15 protein-coding genes are annotated in these 16284 nt (G+C 69.5%); 3 read left to right on the top strand and 12 right to left on the bottom strand.

The window, feature by feature from the left end:
- Window positions 1-326: 326 nt before the first annotated feature.
- The 8 genes from BLV92_RS12820 to BLV92_RS12855 all read right to left on the bottom strand — a co-directional run bounded on the left by BLV92_RS12820 (window position 327) and on the right by BLV92_RS12855 (window position 7035).
- A complete protein-coding gene (locus BLV92_RS12820; RefSeq protein ID WP_090545432.1) occupies window positions 327-1043 on the bottom strand; it encodes an ABC transporter ATP-binding protein in 717 nt (238 codons plus the stop codon).
- A complete protein-coding gene (locus tag BLV92_RS12825) occupies window positions 1040-1798 on the bottom strand; it encodes an ABC transporter ATP-binding protein (RefSeq protein WP_090545434.1) in 759 nt (252 codons plus the stop codon). The genes BLV92_RS12820 and BLV92_RS12825 overlap by 4 nt, the downstream gene beginning before the upstream one ends.
- A complete protein-coding gene (locus tag BLV92_RS12830) occupies window positions 1795-3075 on the bottom strand; it encodes a branched-chain amino acid ABC transporter permease (RefSeq protein ID WP_090545436.1) in 1281 nt (426 codons plus the stop codon). The genes BLV92_RS12825 and BLV92_RS12830 overlap by 4 nt, the downstream gene beginning before the upstream one ends.
- Window positions 3068-4009 (bottom strand): branched-chain amino acid ABC transporter permease, encoded by a 942-nt coding sequence (locus BLV92_RS12835; protein ID WP_090545438.1) that lies wholly within the window; start codon window positions 4007-4009, stop codon window positions 3068-3070. The genes BLV92_RS12830 and BLV92_RS12835 overlap by 8 nt, the downstream gene beginning before the upstream one ends.
- Before the next feature lie 49 nt (window positions 4010-4058).
- Window positions 4059-4511, bottom strand: coding sequence for an acyl-CoA thioesterase (locus tag BLV92_RS12840; RefSeq protein WP_090545440.1), 453 nt, complete (start codon window positions 4509-4511; stop codon window positions 4059-4061).
- A gap of 85 nt (window positions 4512-4596) precedes the next feature.
- Window positions 4597-5127 (bottom strand): NUDIX hydrolase, encoded by a 531-nt coding sequence (locus tag BLV92_RS12845; protein WP_090545442.1) that lies wholly within the window; start codon window positions 5125-5127, stop codon window positions 4597-4599.
- Between the two features lie 57 nt (window positions 5128-5184).
- A complete protein-coding gene (locus tag BLV92_RS12850) occupies window positions 5185-5583 on the bottom strand; it encodes a membrane dipeptidase (protein ID WP_090545444.1) in 399 nt (132 codons plus the stop codon).
- A 39-nt stretch (window positions 5584-5622) separates the two neighbouring features.
- Window positions 5623-7035 carry a YbfB/YjiJ family MFS transporter gene (locus BLV92_RS12855; protein ID WP_177197986.1) on the bottom strand — a complete coding sequence of 471 codons (1413 nt, stop codon included), beginning with the start codon at window positions 7033-7035 and terminating at the stop codon, window positions 5623-5625.
- Between the two features lie 108 nt (window positions 7036-7143).
- Between BLV92_RS12855 and BLV92_RS12860 the strand changes: the two genes are divergently transcribed.
- Entirely contained in the window at window positions 7144-8106 is a 963-nt protein-coding gene (locus BLV92_RS12860; protein WP_090545446.1) for a LysR family transcriptional regulator, read from the top strand.
- A gap of 309 nt (window positions 8107-8415) precedes the next feature.
- On the opposite strand, the gene alaS is transcribed toward BLV92_RS12860, so the two are convergent.
- A complete protein-coding gene (gene alaS, locus BLV92_RS12865) occupies window positions 8416-11040 on the bottom strand; it encodes an alanine--tRNA ligase (RefSeq protein WP_090545449.1) in 2625 nt (874 codons plus the stop codon).
- 402 nt (window positions 11041-11442) lie between these two features.
- Here alaS and BLV92_RS12870 point away from each other — a divergent pair, with 402 nt between their 5' ends.
- On the top strand, window positions 11443-12663 hold the full coding sequence (locus BLV92_RS12870) for a CaiB/BaiF CoA transferase family protein (RefSeq protein WP_090545451.1): 1221 nt from the start codon (window positions 11443-11445) through the stop codon (window positions 12661-12663).
- 126 nt (window positions 12664-12789) lie between these two features.
- Here the strand turns inward: BLV92_RS12870 and BLV92_RS12875 are convergent, their stop codons facing one another.
- Window positions 12790-13362 carry an RBBP9/YdeN family alpha/beta hydrolase gene (locus BLV92_RS12875; protein ID WP_090545453.1) on the bottom strand — a complete coding sequence of 191 codons (573 nt, stop codon included), beginning with the start codon at window positions 13360-13362 and terminating at the stop codon, window positions 12790-12792.
- 161 nt (window positions 13363-13523) lie between these two features.
- Here BLV92_RS12875 and BLV92_RS12880 point away from each other — a divergent pair, with 161 nt between their 5' ends.
- A complete protein-coding gene (locus BLV92_RS12880; RefSeq protein WP_090545455.1) occupies window positions 13524-15227 on the top strand; it encodes a glutamine--tRNA ligase/YqeY domain fusion protein in 1704 nt (567 codons plus the stop codon).
- A gap of 65 nt (window positions 15228-15292) precedes the next feature.
- On the opposite strand, the gene BLV92_RS12885 is transcribed toward BLV92_RS12880, so the two are convergent.
- Both BLV92_RS12885 and BLV92_RS12890 read right to left on the bottom strand, forming a co-directional pair.
- Window positions 15293-15745 carry an NUDIX domain-containing protein gene (locus BLV92_RS12885; protein WP_090545457.1) on the bottom strand — a complete coding sequence of 151 codons (453 nt, stop codon included), beginning with the start codon at window positions 15743-15745 and terminating at the stop codon, window positions 15293-15295.
- Window positions 15746-15783: 38 nt separating this feature from the next.
- A complete protein-coding gene (locus BLV92_RS12890; protein WP_244283791.1) occupies window positions 15784-16095 on the bottom strand; it encodes a hypothetical protein in 312 nt (103 codons plus the stop codon).
- Window positions 16096-16284: the final 189 nt, after the last annotated feature.

Raw genomic sequence — 16284 nt, forward strand, 5'->3', positions numbered from 1 at the left:
TGGTTCGGGCGGCGGAGCTTGACGAAACGCGTGATGGCTAACGGCAGTTCCCGTCGCGTGAGGCCGTTGCTTCGTCGTCGCGGCGAGAACCGCCGCGTCGCCGCGCAGCGAACCGGCGATGGCATCGGCACCCGATCCACCAACCCGCTGCGCGCGGTCGCCCCCTTCGCCGCCGCGAAAATCACCGCGTCGCCAGGCGGTAAGCGGGCAACGACACCAGCACTCGATTCACCACCCCAAATGTGTGAAGCAGTTGCTTCTTCGGCGTCACGAAAGCCACTGGCTCACCGCGCGGCGAGCCGGCGACGACGCCCGCCTCCGATCCGCTAACCCACCCCAAGCCAGTCGCGCACGACGTCGTCGCGCGCCGCAAGCTGCGCCGGCGTGCCGTCGAACACGATCTCGCCATGCCCCATCACCGCGACGCGGTCCGCGAGGTCGTGCGCGAGCGCGAGCCGCTGCTCGATCAGCAGGACCGCGACGCCGTGCGTCCGCAGCGCGGCAAGACATTCGCCGACGCGCGCGGCCGCCTGCGCGGCGAGCCCTTCGGTCGGCTCGTCGACGATCAGCAGATCCGGATCGCCGACCAGCGCGCGGGCGAGCGCCAGCATCTGCTGCTCGCCGCCCGACAGCACGCCGGCCCGCGCCGCGCGGCGCTCGCGCAGCACCGGAAAAAGCGCATACGCGTCGTCGCGCGCGAAACGCGGCGTCCGCCGCCCGCGCGGACGCGGCGCGATACCGAGCAGCAGATTCTCGTCAACGGTCAGCGCGGGAAACACGTCGCGCGTCTCCGCGACGTAACCGATGCCGAGCCGCGCGATCTCGAACGGGCGCAGCCCGTCGAGGCAACGGCCCGCAAAACGCCGCTCGCCGCGCGCGCGGACCATCCCCATCAGCGCCTTCGCGAGCGTCGAGCGGCCCGAGCCGTTGCGGCCCGCGAGCGCGACCGTCTCACCCGCGCCGATCCGCAGATCGACGCCGTGCAGCGCCTCGCTCGCGCCGTACCATGCGCGCAGTCCGCGGATCTCGACGAGCGCGCTCATCGCCCGAACCCGCTGCCGAGATACGCGTCGCGCACCGCGTCGTTCGCGCGGATTTCAGCGGGCGCGCCGGTCGCGATCACGCGGCCCTGTACCAGCACCGACACGCGGTCCGCGAGGCCGAACACCGCGTCCATGTCGTGCTCGACCATCAGCAGCGTCCGGCCGGCCGTCGTCGCGCGGATCAGGTCGATCGCGCGCGCGGCCTCCGCGCGGTTCATCCCGGCGGTCGGCTCGTCGAGCAGCAGCGTGTGCGCGCCGCCCGCGAGCGCGAGGCCGAGGTCGAGCGCGCGTTGCTCCGCGTAACTCAACATGCCGGCCGGACTGTGCGCCGCGTGCTGCAGGCCGATCGCGGCAAGCACGTCGTTCGCGCGCGCATCGACGAGCGCCGAGCCGAACCAGCGGCGCCACGCGCGCACGCCGTCGCGGCGCGCGGCCAGCACCGCGCAGCGCAGGTTGTCGAATACCGACAGGCGCGGGAACACACTGGTCGTCTGGAAGCTGCGCGCGAGACCGCGACGGCTGATCGCGACCGGCGACAGCCGCGTCGCGTCCGCGCCGTTCAGCTCGATGCGGCCGGCGCTCGCGCGGCGCTCGCCGGCGATCAGGCTGAACAGCGTCGATTTGCCGGCGCCGTTCGGGCCGATCAGCGCGTGGCGCTCGCCGGCGCGGACTTCGAGGTCCACGCCGCGCAGCACCCATGTGTCGCCGAAACGTTTTTCGACGCCTCGGAGTTGCAATGCGGGGAGTACCGTCATTGGCGGCCCTCCGTCGCTTCGAACGCGCGCATCACGAGCACGACGCGCCGTACGGCAAACGCCGCGACGACACCGCACCCGACGAGCACCGCCGACAACACGCCCGCCACGCCGGAAGTCATCGCGGCGAAACCCGCACCCGCGTCGCCGTAGCTGTCGCCGAAGCGGACCGCATACGCCCACTGCACGGCCGGCACCAGCGCGCCCAGTGCGGCCGCGACGGCCAGCGCCGCCCATGCCCACAACGTCGCACAACGCCGCCAGCCATGCCGGGCGAGCAGTTCGCGCTGCCGCAACGCCAGGCCCGCGAGCCCGTCCGGCGCAGCCAGCACGACCACGACGAAGAACAGTCCGACATACAGCATCCATGCGCGCGTGACGCTCGCGATTCCGACGCTGAACGCCACCCACACCAGCGCGCCGAGCACCGGCCCGAGGAACGACGCCGCGCCGCCGGTGACGGTCGCGATCAGCACCGCGCCCGAGCGCGCGATGCCGACGCTCTCCGACGCCGCGAGTTCGACGTTGATCAGCGCGAGCGTGCCGGCGACACCCGCGAAGAAGCCGCTCCCGACGAGCATCGCGGCGCGCACCCGCGCGGGCGAACAGCCGAGCGCCGCCGCGCGCACCGGGTTGTCGCGCACCGCGTTCACGAGCCGCATGAACGGCGTGCGCGTCAGCGCGAACAGCGCGACGCTCGCAAGCACGCACCATGCGGCGATCACGCCATACGCTTCGCGGTCCGGGCCGAACGTCCAGCCGCCGAGCGGCGGCCCGCTCGCGCGGTCGATCGCGACGCCCGCCTCGCCGCCGAACCAGTCCGGCAACGCCCACGCGGCCGCGGCGACGAGTTCGCCGAGGCCGAGCGTAATCATCGCGAACGCGGTGCCGGCGCGGCGCGCGGCGACGAGCGCGGTCAGCGCGCCGAACACCGCGCCGCCCAGCCCGCCGACGAACGGCAGCAGCGGCAACGCGACCGGATAGTGGTTGAAGCACTGCGCGGCGACCAGCGCGCCGAGCCCGGCCGGAGCCGCATGGCCGAACGACAGCAGCCCGGTTTCGCCGAGCAGCAGGTTGTACGACAGCGCGAATACGATCATCGTCGCGGCCTGGGCGAGCGCGGCGAGCAGCCAGCCCTGCGGCGCGTGCGTGTCCGAGGCGAGCGCCGATACCAGCGGCGGCGCGCCGAGCAGCAGAACGAGGAGCGTGGCGAGCGCGGCACAACGCACGCTGGCGCGCGGCGGCGGGCGGCGAGCCGGCACGGGCGGATTACGCATCGTCGCCGCGCTGTCCGGCGAGGCCGCGCGGTCGCACCGCGAGCACCGCGACCAGCAGCAGATACGGCAACAGCGGCGCGGCCTGCGCGAGCGTCAGCGCGCCCCACGCGGGCGGCAACGCCACCCCCCCACGGGCAGCGAGACCGCCGAGCGACGCATCGCTGGCCGCCGCGAACGTCTGCGCACAGCCGACCGCCAGCGACGCGACGAACGCCCCGCCGAGCGACCCGAGCCCGCCGACGACCACCACGACGAACACGATCGAGCCGACCGACTCGGCCATCGCCGGCTCGACGACGAACAGCGGCGCGGCGACCGCGCCCGCCAGCGCCGCGAGCGCGGTGCCGAGCGCGAACACCAGCGTCAGCACGCGCGGCACGTCGTGGCCGAGCGCCTCGACCGCCTGAGGATGCGTGAGCGCCGCGCGCACGACGAGCCCCGCTTTCGAGCCGCGCAGCACGACGGCGAGCGCCGCGAGCATCGCGATCGCGACGGCCATCGCGAACGCGCGATAACGGCCGAACGTCGCGCCGCCGAGCGCGAACAGCGGACCGTCAAGCACGGCCGGCACCGGCGCGGCGAGCGGCTGGAGTCCCCACGCGAGTTTCACGAGTTCGCCGATCACGTACGCCGCGCCGAACGTCAGCAGCAGCGCGTTCAACGGTCCGCCGCGCAGCCGTACGCGCCGCAGCAGCGTGGTTTCGAACACCGCGCCCGCGACGCCGGCCGCGAGCGGCGCGAGCACCAGCGACCAGCCGAAGCCGGTGAAGCGCGCGAGCGACACGCCGAGATACGCGCCGGCCATGTAGAAGCTCGCATGCGCGAAGTTCAGCACGCCGAGCATGCTGAAGATCAGCGTGAGCCCGGCGGACAGCATGAACAGCAGCAGCCCGTAGCTGACGCCGTTCAGCGCGTCGATCGCGAATGCGTACATGGGGCGCGGCCTGCTTGCGGGTGACGGTCGATCCGTCGGGAATCGCCGGTCACGGCGACGGCGGCGCGACGACGAGCGGCGCGAGCGCCGCGCGCAACGCGTCCGGCAGCGCGGCGACCGGGCGGCGCGTCGCGCGATCGACGTACACGTGCACGAAATGCCCCTGCGCGGCCGGCTGCACGGCGTCCTCGCGAAACAGCCCGACCTCGTAGCGCACGCTCGACGTGCCGAGCCGCGCGACCCGCAGCCCCGCATCGACGCGCTCCGGGAACGCCAGCGGCTCGAAGTAGCTGCACTGCGTCTCGACGACGAGGCCGATCGTTTCGCCGTGCTCGATGTCGAGCGCGCCCGCGCGGATCAGATACTCGTTCACGACGGTGTCGAAGTAGCTGTAATAGACGACGTTGTTCACGTGGCCGTACACGTCGTTGTCCATCCAGCGGGTCGTGATCGGCAGGAAATGAGGGTAGGCGGCGCGAGGGATGACGACAGATCGGTTCATTGGAGCGGCTCCGTTGGCGATGGCAGGACGGACGGGAAAACGCGGCGCGGCGCCGGCGACACGCGCGAGCGCATCGGTGGCCGCGTTATTGCCCCGGTCGCTCGACGAACTCGAACGGCAATCCGCGGCGGCGCATCCATTCGCCGAGCGCCTGGCCGGTGCCCGCCCGCCACGGCCGCAGCTTCGCGGGCTCGACGAGCCGGTATTCGACCAGTTCGGGCGACAGCGCGATCGTGCCGGACGCCCTCACGTGATACGCGATGATCAGTTCGTTCTTGCGGATGAATTCGTACACGCCGATCAGTTCGGTGCTTTCGGCGCGCAGCGACGTCTCTTCGAGGACTTCGCGCGCGATGCCCTGCTCCGGCGTCTCGCCGTTTTCGAGGAAGCCGGTGATCAGCGCGAACATCCCTTCCTGCCACGCGGCGTTGCGGGCGAGCAGGATGCGCCCTTCGTATTCGACGATCGCCGCGACGACCGGCAGCGGATTGTCCCAATGCACGTAGCCGCAACTCGTGTCCGGACAGGCCATGCGGATACGGCCGCCTTCATGCTCGGGGTCCGTGCGCGGCGCGAGCCGCGTTGCACAGCGGGGGCAGAACTGATAGTCGCTCATCGTTGTTGTTGTGTCGTGGAAGCGCCGGCGATCGCGCCAGTCGGGAGAGCGGCTATTTTAGAGTGGTATCGGCGGATGCGTGCGGCCTCGCCTGGCGCGGGGCGGCGGGAAATTCGTCCGCGTTGCGAACGGCCGCTGCGGGTCGCGGGTGAAGATGGCAAAGCCGTTCGTTGTGCGATGGCTCGCTGCGGCGGTGGGGTCATCGGCAAGCGCCCGCCAGGGTGCCAGCGGTACGGCGTCACTCGGCCAGTCCCGATGACCTGTCGCCTGGCTAACGCCGCTTGTCACCGGACGCGTGTGGAGAGTGTCCACACCCATGCCGCCGTTGTCGGCCAGCGCGCGCAACACGTCGTCGGTGCTGTTGCGCCGGCGCGAAAACAGCGAGCCGGCGTTCGCATGGGTGATCGCGACCGGCTGCTTCGAGAACCGGATGGCTTCGAGCGTCGATCCCTGCAAACGGCGCTGCCCCGTTTTGGCGAAGCCGTTCCATCCCGCTCACCGGTTGACCGCCCCGCGAGCGACCGCGACGCGCCACACCAGCCCCACGGCTCCGGCCACCAGCGCGATCGCCGCGAGCCACAGCGACGGCGAGAACGAACCGGTCGAAGCCGCCAGCGGCGCGGCCACGAGCGGCCCGGCGATCTGGCCGACGCCGTACGCGGCGGTCGCGTAACCCATCAACCCGGCCGCGCGCTCGCCGCGCAGCAGGCGCGCCTCGCGCATCGCGAACAGCGTGATCGCGGTGAACGGCAGCCCGATCAGCACGCTGCCGAGCGAGAACCCGGCGGCGGTCGGCCAGACGATCCCCAGTCCGATGCCGGCCGCCTGCAGCACGTAACACGCGGCGAGCAGCGAGCGGTTGTCCCAGTGCAGCGGCAGCCGCGCCGCCGACAGCGCGCCGACCACCAGCGCCGCGCCGAACATCGGCCAGAACAGATCCGGCCACGCGGAGCCCGGCAGCGCATGACGGGCGATCACCGGCAGGAACGTCGCGGTGATGATGTAGCCGAAACCCGGGATCGCGTACAGCAGCACGAGCCAGAAGGCGTCCGCGCGGTTCGGATGCGCAACGGGCTGAGCGCGCGACGAGACCGCTGCGGCCTGCTTCGCGAGGTTCTTCGTTTGCGGGTCCTTTGCGCCGTGGGACAGCGCGGCCGAATCCGATCGATGTGCGGCCGGGAAGGCCGCCCCGGCCCCTGTCGAACCGGCCGCCGCGCCTGGCATCGCGGTTCCGGAGGCATTCGCAGTCGCGGCAGATGGCGGACCGTTAGTTGCACCTGGAGCGACCGACGCGATCGCAGCCGCGCCGTCCCCGAACACCGGCCACACGACCGCGACGATCGCCGCCGACACGACGCCGAACCCGATCCACCCGACCGAAGCGCCGAAACCGCCCGCGACGCCGACGAACAGCCCGGTCCCGACGATCCCGAATCCCGGCCCCGTGTAGATGACGCCGCTCCATGGCTGCGCGCCGAGTTCCGCGAGCCGCCGCAGCCCCCACTGCGACGCGAACACGAACGCCCACGCGCTGACGATGCCGCCAATGAAGCGCACGATCCCCCATACCCAGAACTGATGCGCGACGCCCATCGCGAGCGTCAGCAGCACGGTCGCCGCGAGGCTCGCGCGGACGACCTTCGCGGGCGCGATCCGCAACGCCGCACAACTGACCGCGCCGACGAAATAACCGGCGTAGTTCAGCGACGCAAGCCAGCCGCCGTGCCGCAGATCGAGTCCGCCGCCGTGCAGCATCAGCGGCAGCAGCGGCGTGAACGCGAACCGGCCGACGCCGAGCGCGACCGCCATCGCGGCCATGCACGCGAGCGCCGCCGGCCGCACGGCATGCGGGTGTGGGTGTGGGCGGCTTGCGAGCCGCATCGAAGCCCGCGACGCGAAATCGTTCATGGTCGAAAAAACACTCCGAGTTTGATCGGGATATCCGTGGAGGGTAGCCGCCCCGACCAATCACGAAAAATGAATTAAGATGAACGAATCCATCATGGAGAGAGAATCATGGATCTCGCCGCCCTGTCGATCTTCCGCGCGGTCGTCCGCGAAAACGGCGTCACGCGCGCTGCCGCGAAGCTGAACCGCGTGCAGTCGAACGTGACGACGCGGATCAAGCAGCTCGAAGAGCAGCTCGGCGTCGAGTTGTTCATCCGCGACGGCCGCCGGCTCGTGCTGACGCCGGCCGGCACCACGCTGCTGCCGTATGCGGAGCGCCTGCTCGCGCTCGCGGACGAAGCGCGCCACGCACTGAAGGCCGGCCAGCCGGCCGGCCGGCTGCGGCTCGGCACGATGGAGAGCGTCGCGGCGACGCGGCTGCCGACGGTGCTCGCGCGCTACCACCAGCAGTGGCCGGACGTGACGCTCGAACTGGAAACCGGCACGAGCGGCCGCCTGATCGACCGGGTGCGCGAGTTCGAGGTGGATGCGGCGCTGGTCGCGACGCCGCTCGACGGCCCGCCGGCCGGCCCGCTGTTCGAATTTGCGCCGATCTACCGCGAGGAACTCGTGATGCTGACGCCGCGCGGCCACAAGCCGATCCGCCGGCCGCAGGACGTCGCGCTGTCGACGCTCGTCGCGTTCGAGCGCGGCTGCTCGTACCGCAGTCATATCGAGAAGTGGTATCTGCGGCACGGCATCCGGCCGCTGCGGGTGCTGGAGCTGGGTTCGTATCACGCGATCATCGCGTGCGTCGCGGCGGGCGCGGGCGTCGCGGTCGCGCCGCGCTCGGTGCTCGCGCTGCAACGCAATTTCGACGAAGTGGCCGTGCATTCGCTCGGCGATTTCGGGATCATCGACACGCTGCTCGTGTGGCGGCGCGGACACTTCTCGCCGGCGCTCGACGCGCTGCGCGGCGCGCTGATCGAGCATGGCGGGCAGGACGTGGTGCCGGCCGCGCGCGAAACGGAACCGGCTACCGGGATCGCGCCGCACGACGGCGCGGAGAACGCGGGGCTGCAAACAGCCTGAGCGCGAACGACGCGAGGCGGGTCGCGGCTCGAAGCAGCGCTCGCACCGCCGTTCGACTGCGGCGGCCCGGCTTGGCGGCCATCGCCGCGCGCCGTGCCGTGCCGTGCAACAGCGCACGACCCGGTTCTCGCTGCCGGTCGATGCTACGAGCGAACCCAGGCCCACGAACCCGGGCAATGAACCCACATCGCAACGGTCGGCCGCCCTCCGGTAAAGCAGCAACAAAAAAGGCCGTCCGCACGACACGGACAGCCTTTCCACTAACCTACCATCACGACGCGGCGCGATCCCCTGCGCCGCAACGACCGCTTAAAGCAGCGCCTCGACCCAGCCCTTCACGCCCGCGAGCGCGGCCGGCAGGTTCGCCGGCTCGGTGCCGCCGGCCTGCGCCATGTCCGGGCGGCCGCCGCCCTTGCCGCCGACCTGCTGCGCGACGAAGTTCACGAGTTCGCCCGCCTTCACTTTCTTGCTCGCATCCGGCGTCACGCCGGCGATCAGGCTGACCTTGCCGCCGTCGACCGCCGCAAGCACGATCGCCGCGCTCTTCAGCTTGTCCTTCAGCTTGTCCACCGTCTCGCGCAGCGTCTTCACGTCCGCGCCGTCGAGCGTCGCCGCCAGCACGTGCACGCCCGCGATCTCGACCGCCTGGCCCGCGAGTTCGTCGCCCTGGCTCGACGCGAGCTTCGACTTCAGCGCGCCGAGTTCCTTTTCGAGCGACTTCAGCTGGTCCTGCACCTGCGCGATCCGCTGCGTCAGTTCGGCCGGCTGCGTCTTCAACGCGGCCGCAGCCGCGTTCAGGCGCGCGTCCAGTTCCTGCACGTAGCGCACCGCGTTGTCGCCGGTGATCGCCTCGACGCGGCGGATGCCCGCCGCGACGCCGCCTTCCATCACGATCTTGAACAGGCCGATGTCGCCGCTGCGCTGCACGTGCGTGCCGCCGCACAGCTCGCGCGAGAAACCGAGGTCCAGCACGCGCACTTCGTCGCCGTACTTCTCGCCGAACAGCGCCATCGCGCCGCCCTTCACCGCGTCGTCGAACGGCATCACGCGCACGATGCCCGGCGCGTTCGCGAGCACTTCCGCGTTCACGATCTCCTCGACGCGGCGAATCTGGTCGTCGGTCATCGGCGCGTTGTGCGCGAAGTCGAAGCGCGTCTTGTCCGGATCGACGAGCGAACCCTTCTGCTGCACGTGCGCGCCGAGCACCTCGCGCAGCGCCTTGTGCATCAGGTGCGTCGCCGAGTGGTTGCGCGCGGTGCGGGCGCGGCGCACCACGTCGATCTCCGCCTTCACGACGTCGCCGATCTTGAGCGTGCCCTGCTCCAGCGTGCCGTGATGGCCGGTCACGTCGGCCTGCACCTTCTGCGTGTCGGTCACCGCGAAACGCACGTCCGCGTTTGCGATCACGCCCTGGTCGCCGACCTGGCCGCCCGACTCCGCATAAAACGGCGTGTGGTCCAGCACGACGACCGCCTGCTGGCCGCGCGCCACCTCGTTCACCGACGAGCCGTCCACGTACAGCGCGACGACCTTCGCGTCGTCGAACACGATCTCGTCGTAGCCGTGGAACGTCGTTTTCGCGCCCGAGTATTCGAGCCCCTGCGCCATCTTGAACTTGCCCGCCGCGCGCGCCTGCTCGCGCTGACGCGCCATCGCCTCGTCGAACGCCGGTTCGTCCACCGACATGCCGCGCTCGCGGCACACGTCCGCGGTCAGGTCGAGCGGGAAGCCATAGGTGTCGTGCAGCTTGAACGCGAGTTCGCCGTCGAGCACCTTGCCGCCCTTCGTGTCGAGATCCGCCAGCGCGCCTTCGAGGATCGACATCCCATGCTCGATCGTCTCGAAGAAGCGCTCCTCTTCCTGGCGCAGCACGTCGGTCACGCGCGCCTGCGCGTCCTTCAGTTCCGGATATGCGCCGCCCATCTGCTCGACGAGGTCCGCGACCAGCTTGTGGAAAAACGCGCTCTTGCGGCCGAGCTTGTAGCCGTGGCGGATCGCGCGGCGCACGATCCGGCGCAGCACGTAGCCGCGCCCTTCGTTGCCGGGAATCACGCCATCGACGATCAGGAACGAGCACGCGCGGATGTGATCGGCGATCACCTTCAGCGAGTTGTTCGCGAGGTCGGCCACGCCGGTTTCGCGCGCGGCCGCCTTGATGAGCGCCTGGAACAGGTCGATCTCATAGTTGCTGTGCACGTGCTGCAGCACCGCCGCGATCCGCTCCAGACCCATGCCGGTGTCGACGCACGGCTTCGGCAGCGGCGTCATGTTGCCCTGCGCGTCGCGGTTGAACTGCATGAACACGAGATTCCAGATCTCGATGTAGCGGTCGCCGTCTTCTTCCGGCGATCCCGGCGGGCCGCCCCACACGTCCGGACCGTGGTCGTAGAAGATTTCCGAGCACGGGCCGCACGGACCGGTGTCCGCCATCTGCCAGAAGTTGTCCGATGCGTAGCGCGCGCCCTTGTTGTCGCCGATGCGGATGATCCGTTCGGTCGGCACGCCGACTTCCTTCGCCCAGATGTCGTACGCTTCGTCGTCTTCCTGATAGACGGTGACCCACAGCTTGTCCTTCGGCAACTGGTAGACGACGGTCAGCAGTTCCCACGCGTAGTGGATCGCGTCGCGCTTGAAGTAGTCGCCGAACGAAAAGTTGCCGAGCATCTCGAAGAACGTGTGATGGCGCGCGGTGTAACCGACGTTCTCCAGATCGTTGTGCTTGCCGCCCGCGCGCACGCTGCGCTGCGCGGTGGTCGCGCGGCCGTACGGGCGCGTCTCGGTGCCGAGGAACACGTCCTTGAACTGCACCATCCCCGAATTGGTGAAGAGCAGCGTCGGATCGTTGCCGGGAACGAGGCTCGACGACCGGACGATCGTGTGGCCCTTCGATTCGAAGAACTTGAGGAATTTCTCGCGGATTTCAGCGGCTTTCATGGCGTGCGTCAGGGACGTTCTCGTATTGGCTTGGCGGGTCGATCCGTCCGGCGTTCGGCCGGACCACCCTTCACTTCGTTCGTCGCGCCGCGGCCCGGCAGCAGGGCAGGCAACCCGCCGCAACGCGGACGATAAGCGGTTGATAATCGGCCGATTATACGGGATCGCCGCACGATCGCGGCAGGCGGCGCTTCGGGCCGAGGGTCGGCATGCGCCGGGCAGGAAATCGCCGATGCGCGCTCCACAAACGCCAACACAGAACCCCCAAACGTTCCGCAGAGCGAAACCTTGTACCGTAAATTGCGATGCCGCGCGCGGATCGCGTAAGATGGGCGACCGGCCGGCCCATAGCGGCTGCGCCGGCGACCCGACAACGATGCGAAGCGACACGGAACAACCGCCATGGGCGCACTTAGCCACATCCGCGTACTCGACCTGACCCGCGTGCTCGCGGGTCCGTGGTGCGCGCAGACCCTCGCCGACTTCGGCGCGGACGTGATCAAGATCGAGCGCCCGGACGCTGGCGACGACACCCGCCACTGGGGGCCTCCGTATCTGAAGACGCCGGACGGCGAGGACACGCGCGAGGCCGCGTATTACCTCGCGGCGAACCGCAACAAGCGCTCGGTGACCGTCGACATCGCGACGCCCGAAGGCCAGCGGATCGTCCGCGAACTGGCGGCGAAAAGCGACGTCGTGCTGGAAAACTACAAGGCCGGCCAGTTGAAGAAGTACGGGCTCGACTACGAGTCGCTGCGCGAAGTGAAACCCGACCTCGTCTACTGCTCGGTGACCGGTTTCGGGCAGACCGGGCCGTATGCGTCGCGCGCGGGTTACGACTTCATCGTGCAGGGGATCGGCGGCTTCATGAGCATCACCGGCGAGCGCGACGCGCTGCCGGGCGGCGGCCCGCAGAAGGCCGGCGTCGCGATCGCGGACCTGATGACCGGCATGTACTCGACGATCGCGGTGCTGACCGCGCTCGCGCATCGCGACCGCACCGGCGTCGGCCAGTACATCGACATGGCGCTGCTCGACGTGCAGGTCGCGATGCTCGCGAACATGAACTCGAACTACCTCGCGAGCGGCAAGCCGCCGGTCCGCTGGGGCAACGCGCATCCGAACATCGTGCCGTACCAGACGTTCCAGACGAGCGACAGCTGGATCATCGTCGCGGTCGGCAACGACGGGCAGTTCCGCAAGTTCGTCGACGCGGGCGGCCGGCCCGACCTCGCGGACGACGTACGCTTCGCGACCAATCCGGAACGCGTGCGCCATCGCGATACGCTGGTGCCGATCCTCGCGGAGATGGTCAGGACGCGCACGAAGGCCGACTGGATCGGCGCGCTCGAAGCGGCCGGCGTGCCGTGCGGGCCGATCAACGATCTGGCCGAGGTGTTCGACAACGAGCAGGTGGTCGCGCGCGGGATGCAGGTGGATCTGCCGCATCCGTCCGGCGCGACGGTGAAGCTCGTGCGCAACCCGATCCGGATGACGGAGACGCCGCCGCGCGTCGAAAGCCATCCGCCGACGCTCGGCGAGCACACCGACGCGGTGCTGCGCGACGTGCTCGGCTTCAGCGACGCGCAGATCGCGGAACTGCGCGAGCGGCGCGCGATCTGATCGAACCTTGTCCGTGCTCACGAACCGGCGGGTTGACCGCCGGTTCGTGGTTGGCTCTCCCACCCGCGATCTAACGCCGAGCCACAACGCCTGCCGGCGATATCGCCGCGCGCGGCCTGATAAAACTCAGCCGCCCGTTCCTGACCGGTCGCCCCGCCCCAACGAAGCGAGCCACGCCAGCCCCTGCGGCCAGTCGCCCAAGCCGCTGTCCGCATTGATGTGGCCGCGCGCGCCGAGGTTCTCCCAGCCGCTGCCCCATGCGCTCGCGCAACGCTGCGCGAACGCGACCCCGCCATACGGATCGTCGCTGCTCGCGACGACGATGCTCGCGAACGGCAGCGTGTCCAGCGGCACCGCGCCGTAACCAGTCGCAGTCGCCGGGAACTGCGGACCGTCCGGGTCCGGCACCGCGACCAGCAGCGCGCCGTCCACCTTCGCGATCTGCTCGCGAGCGCCGTCGCGCAACGCCCAGCAGGCGATCGTCAGGCATCCGAGGCTGTGCGCGGCCAGCAGCACGCGGCCGTTCGCAGCCGCGACCGCCGCGTCGAGCGCGCGGCACCACGCGTCGCGGTCCGGGTGAAGCCAGTCCGGCATCCGCACGCGGCGAAAGTCCGCGTGCAACGCTTCCCAGCGCGTCTGCCAATGGCCTTCGCCCGAATCGAGATACCCCGGCACCACCAGCACGCTGCGTTCGTTCATCGCTTCGCTTCCTTCATGTCGTCTTGCCCGCGGAGGTCCCACAGATGCCGCGGTGCGTTGCCCCACGCCGCGCGAGGGCTGCCCGGGCGGATCGCGTCAGGTAGAATGGACCCCATCTGTCGGGCGCGCAGCGCGCCCGCGAACGATTTTCCCCTTTTCGCATGAATACCGAACGCAACGACGCGCCCGCGGCATCCAATTTCATCCGCAACATCATCGACGACGACAACCGCTCCGGCAAGTGGGGTTCGCGCGTCGAAACGCGCTTCCCGCCGGAGCCGAACGGTTATCTGCACATCGGCCACGCGAAGAGCATCTGCCTGAACTTCGGCATCGCGAAGAGTTATGGCGGCGTGTGCCACCTGCGCTTCGACGACACGAACCCGGAGAAGGAAAGCGTCGAATACGTCGAGTCGATCATCGACGCGGTGAAGTGGCTCGGCTTCGAGTGGAAGAAGGACGACCGCGACTATCTGTTCTACGCGAGCGACTACTACGACAAGCTGTACGCGTTCGCGGAACTGCTGATCCAGCGCGGCAAGGCGTATGTCGACAGCCAGACCGCCGACGAGATGCGCGCGAACCGAGGCTCGCTGACCGAGCCGGGCAAGCCGTCGCCGTATCGCGACCGTTCGCCGGAAGAGAACCTCGACCTGTTCCGCCGGATGAAGGCGGGCGAGTTCGATGAAGGCGCGCACGTGCTGCGCGCGAAGATCGACATGGGTTCGCCGAACATCAACATGCGCGACCCGGTGATCTACCGGATCCGCTTCGCGCATCACTACCGGACCGGCGATACGTGGTGCGTGTACCCGATGTACGACTACACGCACTGCATCTCGGACGCGCTCGAAAACATCACCCACTCGCTGTGCACGCTGGAGTTCGAGGACCATCGCCCGCTGTACGACTGGGTGCTGAACGAACTCGCGGACGCCGGCGTGTTCACGCGGCCACTGCCGCAGCAGATCGAGTTTTCGCGGCTGAACCTCACGTACGCGATCACCAGCAAGCGCAAGCTGCTGCAACTGGTGACCGAAGGCCACGTCGACGGCTGGGACGATCCGCGGATGCCGACCATCGTCGGCCTGCGCCGCCGCGGCTTCACGGCGGAAGGCATCCAGTTGTTCTGCGAGCGCATCGGCGTGACGAAGGTCGATTCGTGGATCGACATGAGCGTGTTCGAAGGCGCGCTGCGCGACGACCTCGACGACAAGGCGCCGCGCACGGCCGCGGTGCTCGATCCGCTGAAGCTCGTCATCGACAACTTCCCGGAAGGCCACACGGAGGAATGCAGCGCGCCGGTCCATCCGCATCATCCGGAACGCGGCCTGCGCACGTTCCCGATCTCGCGCGAACTGTGGATCGAGCGCGACGATTTCACCGAGACGCCGCCGAAGGGCTTTTTCCGGCTGTTCCCGGGCAACAAGGTGCGGCTGCGCTATGGCTATGTGATCGAGTGCACCGGCGCGGACAAGGACGAGAACGGCAACGTGATCGCGGTCCACTGCAACTACTATCCGGACAGCAAGTCGGGCACCGACGGCGCGAACAACTACAAGGTGAAGGGCAACATCCACTGGGTCAGCGCGGCGACTGCGTGCCCGGCCGAAGTGCGGCTGTACGACCGCCTGTTCCGCGAACCGCAGCCGGATGCCGGCGGCCGCAACTACCTTGAGGCGCTGAATCCGGATTCGAAGCGCATCGTGCAGGCGTATCTGGAACCGGGCGCGCGCGACGCGGCGGCGGAAGACCGCTATCAGTTCGAACGGCACGGCTACTTCGTCGCGGATCGCGTCGATTCGAAGCCGGGCAAGCCGGTGTTCAACCGGATCGTCGGCCTGCGCGACAGTTGGGGTAAATAAGCGCCTCGCCGCTTCGCCGCCAGAATGAAAACGCCCGCGTGCCATACACGCGGGCGTTTCTGCATTCAGAGCCGGCGATGCAGGTCCGCGAGCGACAGCGTCGTCTGGAACAGCCGCGCAAGGCTGCGGCTCGCGTACTGATCCACTTCGACGGGCAACGTCCAGCGGTACGCGTCCATCTCGGGAATCATCACGCCGTCGCCATGGCGCGGGAACAACGACGTGCACGTGCAGCGCGACAGGTCCAGTTCGTCGCCGGCCGCGCGCGCGGCGAACAGGTACAGATCCTTGTCGCGCCGGTACACGAAGCGGCCGAGATCGACGAGCCGCGATTCACTGAGCAGCAGCCCGGTCTCCTCGACCATCTCGCGCAGCGCGGCCTGGATTTCGGTCTCGCCGTCCTCGCCCTGCCCCTTCGGGATGTCCCAGTGATTCGTGCCGGTCGCATGCGCGAGCAATACGCGGCCTTCGGAATCGAGCAGCACGATGCCGCACGACACGATCTTGTCCTTCACCATCCGCGCGCTCCCGCCGCCTCCCGGTTCAGCTTCCGCGTTCAATGCGTCCTCTGGAAGACCCGTTCGCCGCTGCCTTCGCTGCAGAAACGCGGACGCAGCGTCATCGACTGTCCGCGGGCGCTCTGCACGACGGTCGTGTCGCGGCCAGTGCGGTTGCCGTCGTGCGTGGTGTGATCCGGCGTGACCGTCGCGTCGACGCGCCTCCCGCGACGCCGCCCTTCGCTCGACCACTGCGCCGCTTCGCCGTCCGCCTTCCGGTCCAGCGCGCCGCGCAGCACCTTCGGCAGCGCGTCATGGTCCTGCCGCTGCATCGCCGCGACCGGGGTGTCGCGCAGAAAGGAGAGATTCACCGCCTGCGCGGCACTCGCGCTCGCGGACCGCCGCACGGCAGCCGTCACATGGAGCGCGGCTCGGGTTCGCATCGTCTGCATCGGGCATTCTCCGTCGCGGGATGTCGGGTCAACGCTGAGTCGTCGCTGAGAATAGCACGATGCCCGCCGGCGGCTTTTGCCGCGCGGACCGCCGGAAAACGACAGGGC

Source organism: Paraburkholderia caballeronis (assembly GCF_900104845.1).
Taxonomy (GTDB): domain Bacteria; phylum Pseudomonadota; class Gammaproteobacteria; order Burkholderiales; family Burkholderiaceae; genus Paraburkholderia; species Paraburkholderia caballeronis.

Bases quoted from the DNA above. Each gene is read 5' to 3' on its own strand.
- BLV92_RS12820 (WP_090545432.1), bottom strand. From the start codon at position 1,043: ATGAGCGCGCTCGTCGAGATCCGCGGACTGCGCGCATGGTACGGCGCG.
- BLV92_RS12825 (WP_090545434.1), bottom strand. From the start codon at position 1,798: ATGACGGTACTCCCCGCATTGCAACTCCGAGGCGTCGAAAAACGTTTC.
- BLV92_RS12830 (WP_090545436.1), bottom strand. From the start codon at position 3,075: ATGCGTAATCCGCCCGTGCCGGCTCGCCGCCCGCCGCCGCGCGCCAGC.
- BLV92_RS12835 (WP_090545438.1), bottom strand. From the start codon at position 4,009: ATGTACGCATTCGCGATCGACGCGCTGAACGGCGTCAGCTACGGGCTG.
- BLV92_RS12840 (WP_090545440.1), bottom strand. From the start codon at position 4,511: ATGAACCGATCTGTCGTCATCCCTCGCGCCGCCTACCCTCATTTCCTG.
- BLV92_RS12845 (WP_090545442.1), bottom strand. From the start codon at position 5,127: ATGAGCGACTATCAGTTCTGCCCCCGCTGTGCAACGCGGCTCGCGCCG.
- BLV92_RS12855 (WP_177197986.1), bottom strand. From the start codon at position 7,035: ATGAACGATTTCGCGTCGCGGGCTTCGATGCGGCTCGCAAGCCGCCCA.
- BLV92_RS12860 (WP_090545446.1), top strand. From the start codon at position 7,144: ATGGATCTCGCCGCCCTGTCGATCTTCCGCGCGGTCGTCCGCGAAAAC.
- alaS (WP_090545449.1), bottom strand. From the start codon at position 11,040: ATGAAAGCCGCTGAAATCCGCGAGAAATTCCTCAAGTTCTTCGAATCG.
- BLV92_RS12870 (WP_090545451.1), top strand. From the start codon at position 11,443: ATGGGCGCACTTAGCCACATCCGCGTACTCGACCTGACCCGCGTGCTC.
- BLV92_RS12875 (WP_090545453.1), bottom strand. From the start codon at position 13,362: ATGAACGAACGCAGCGTGCTGGTGGTGCCGGGGTATCTCGATTCGGGC.
- BLV92_RS12880 (WP_090545455.1), top strand. From the start codon at position 13,524: ATGAATACCGAACGCAACGACGCGCCCGCGGCATCCAATTTCATCCGC.
- BLV92_RS12885 (WP_090545457.1), bottom strand. From the start codon at position 15,745: ATGGTGAAGGACAAGATCGTGTCGTGCGGCATCGTGCTGCTCGATTCC.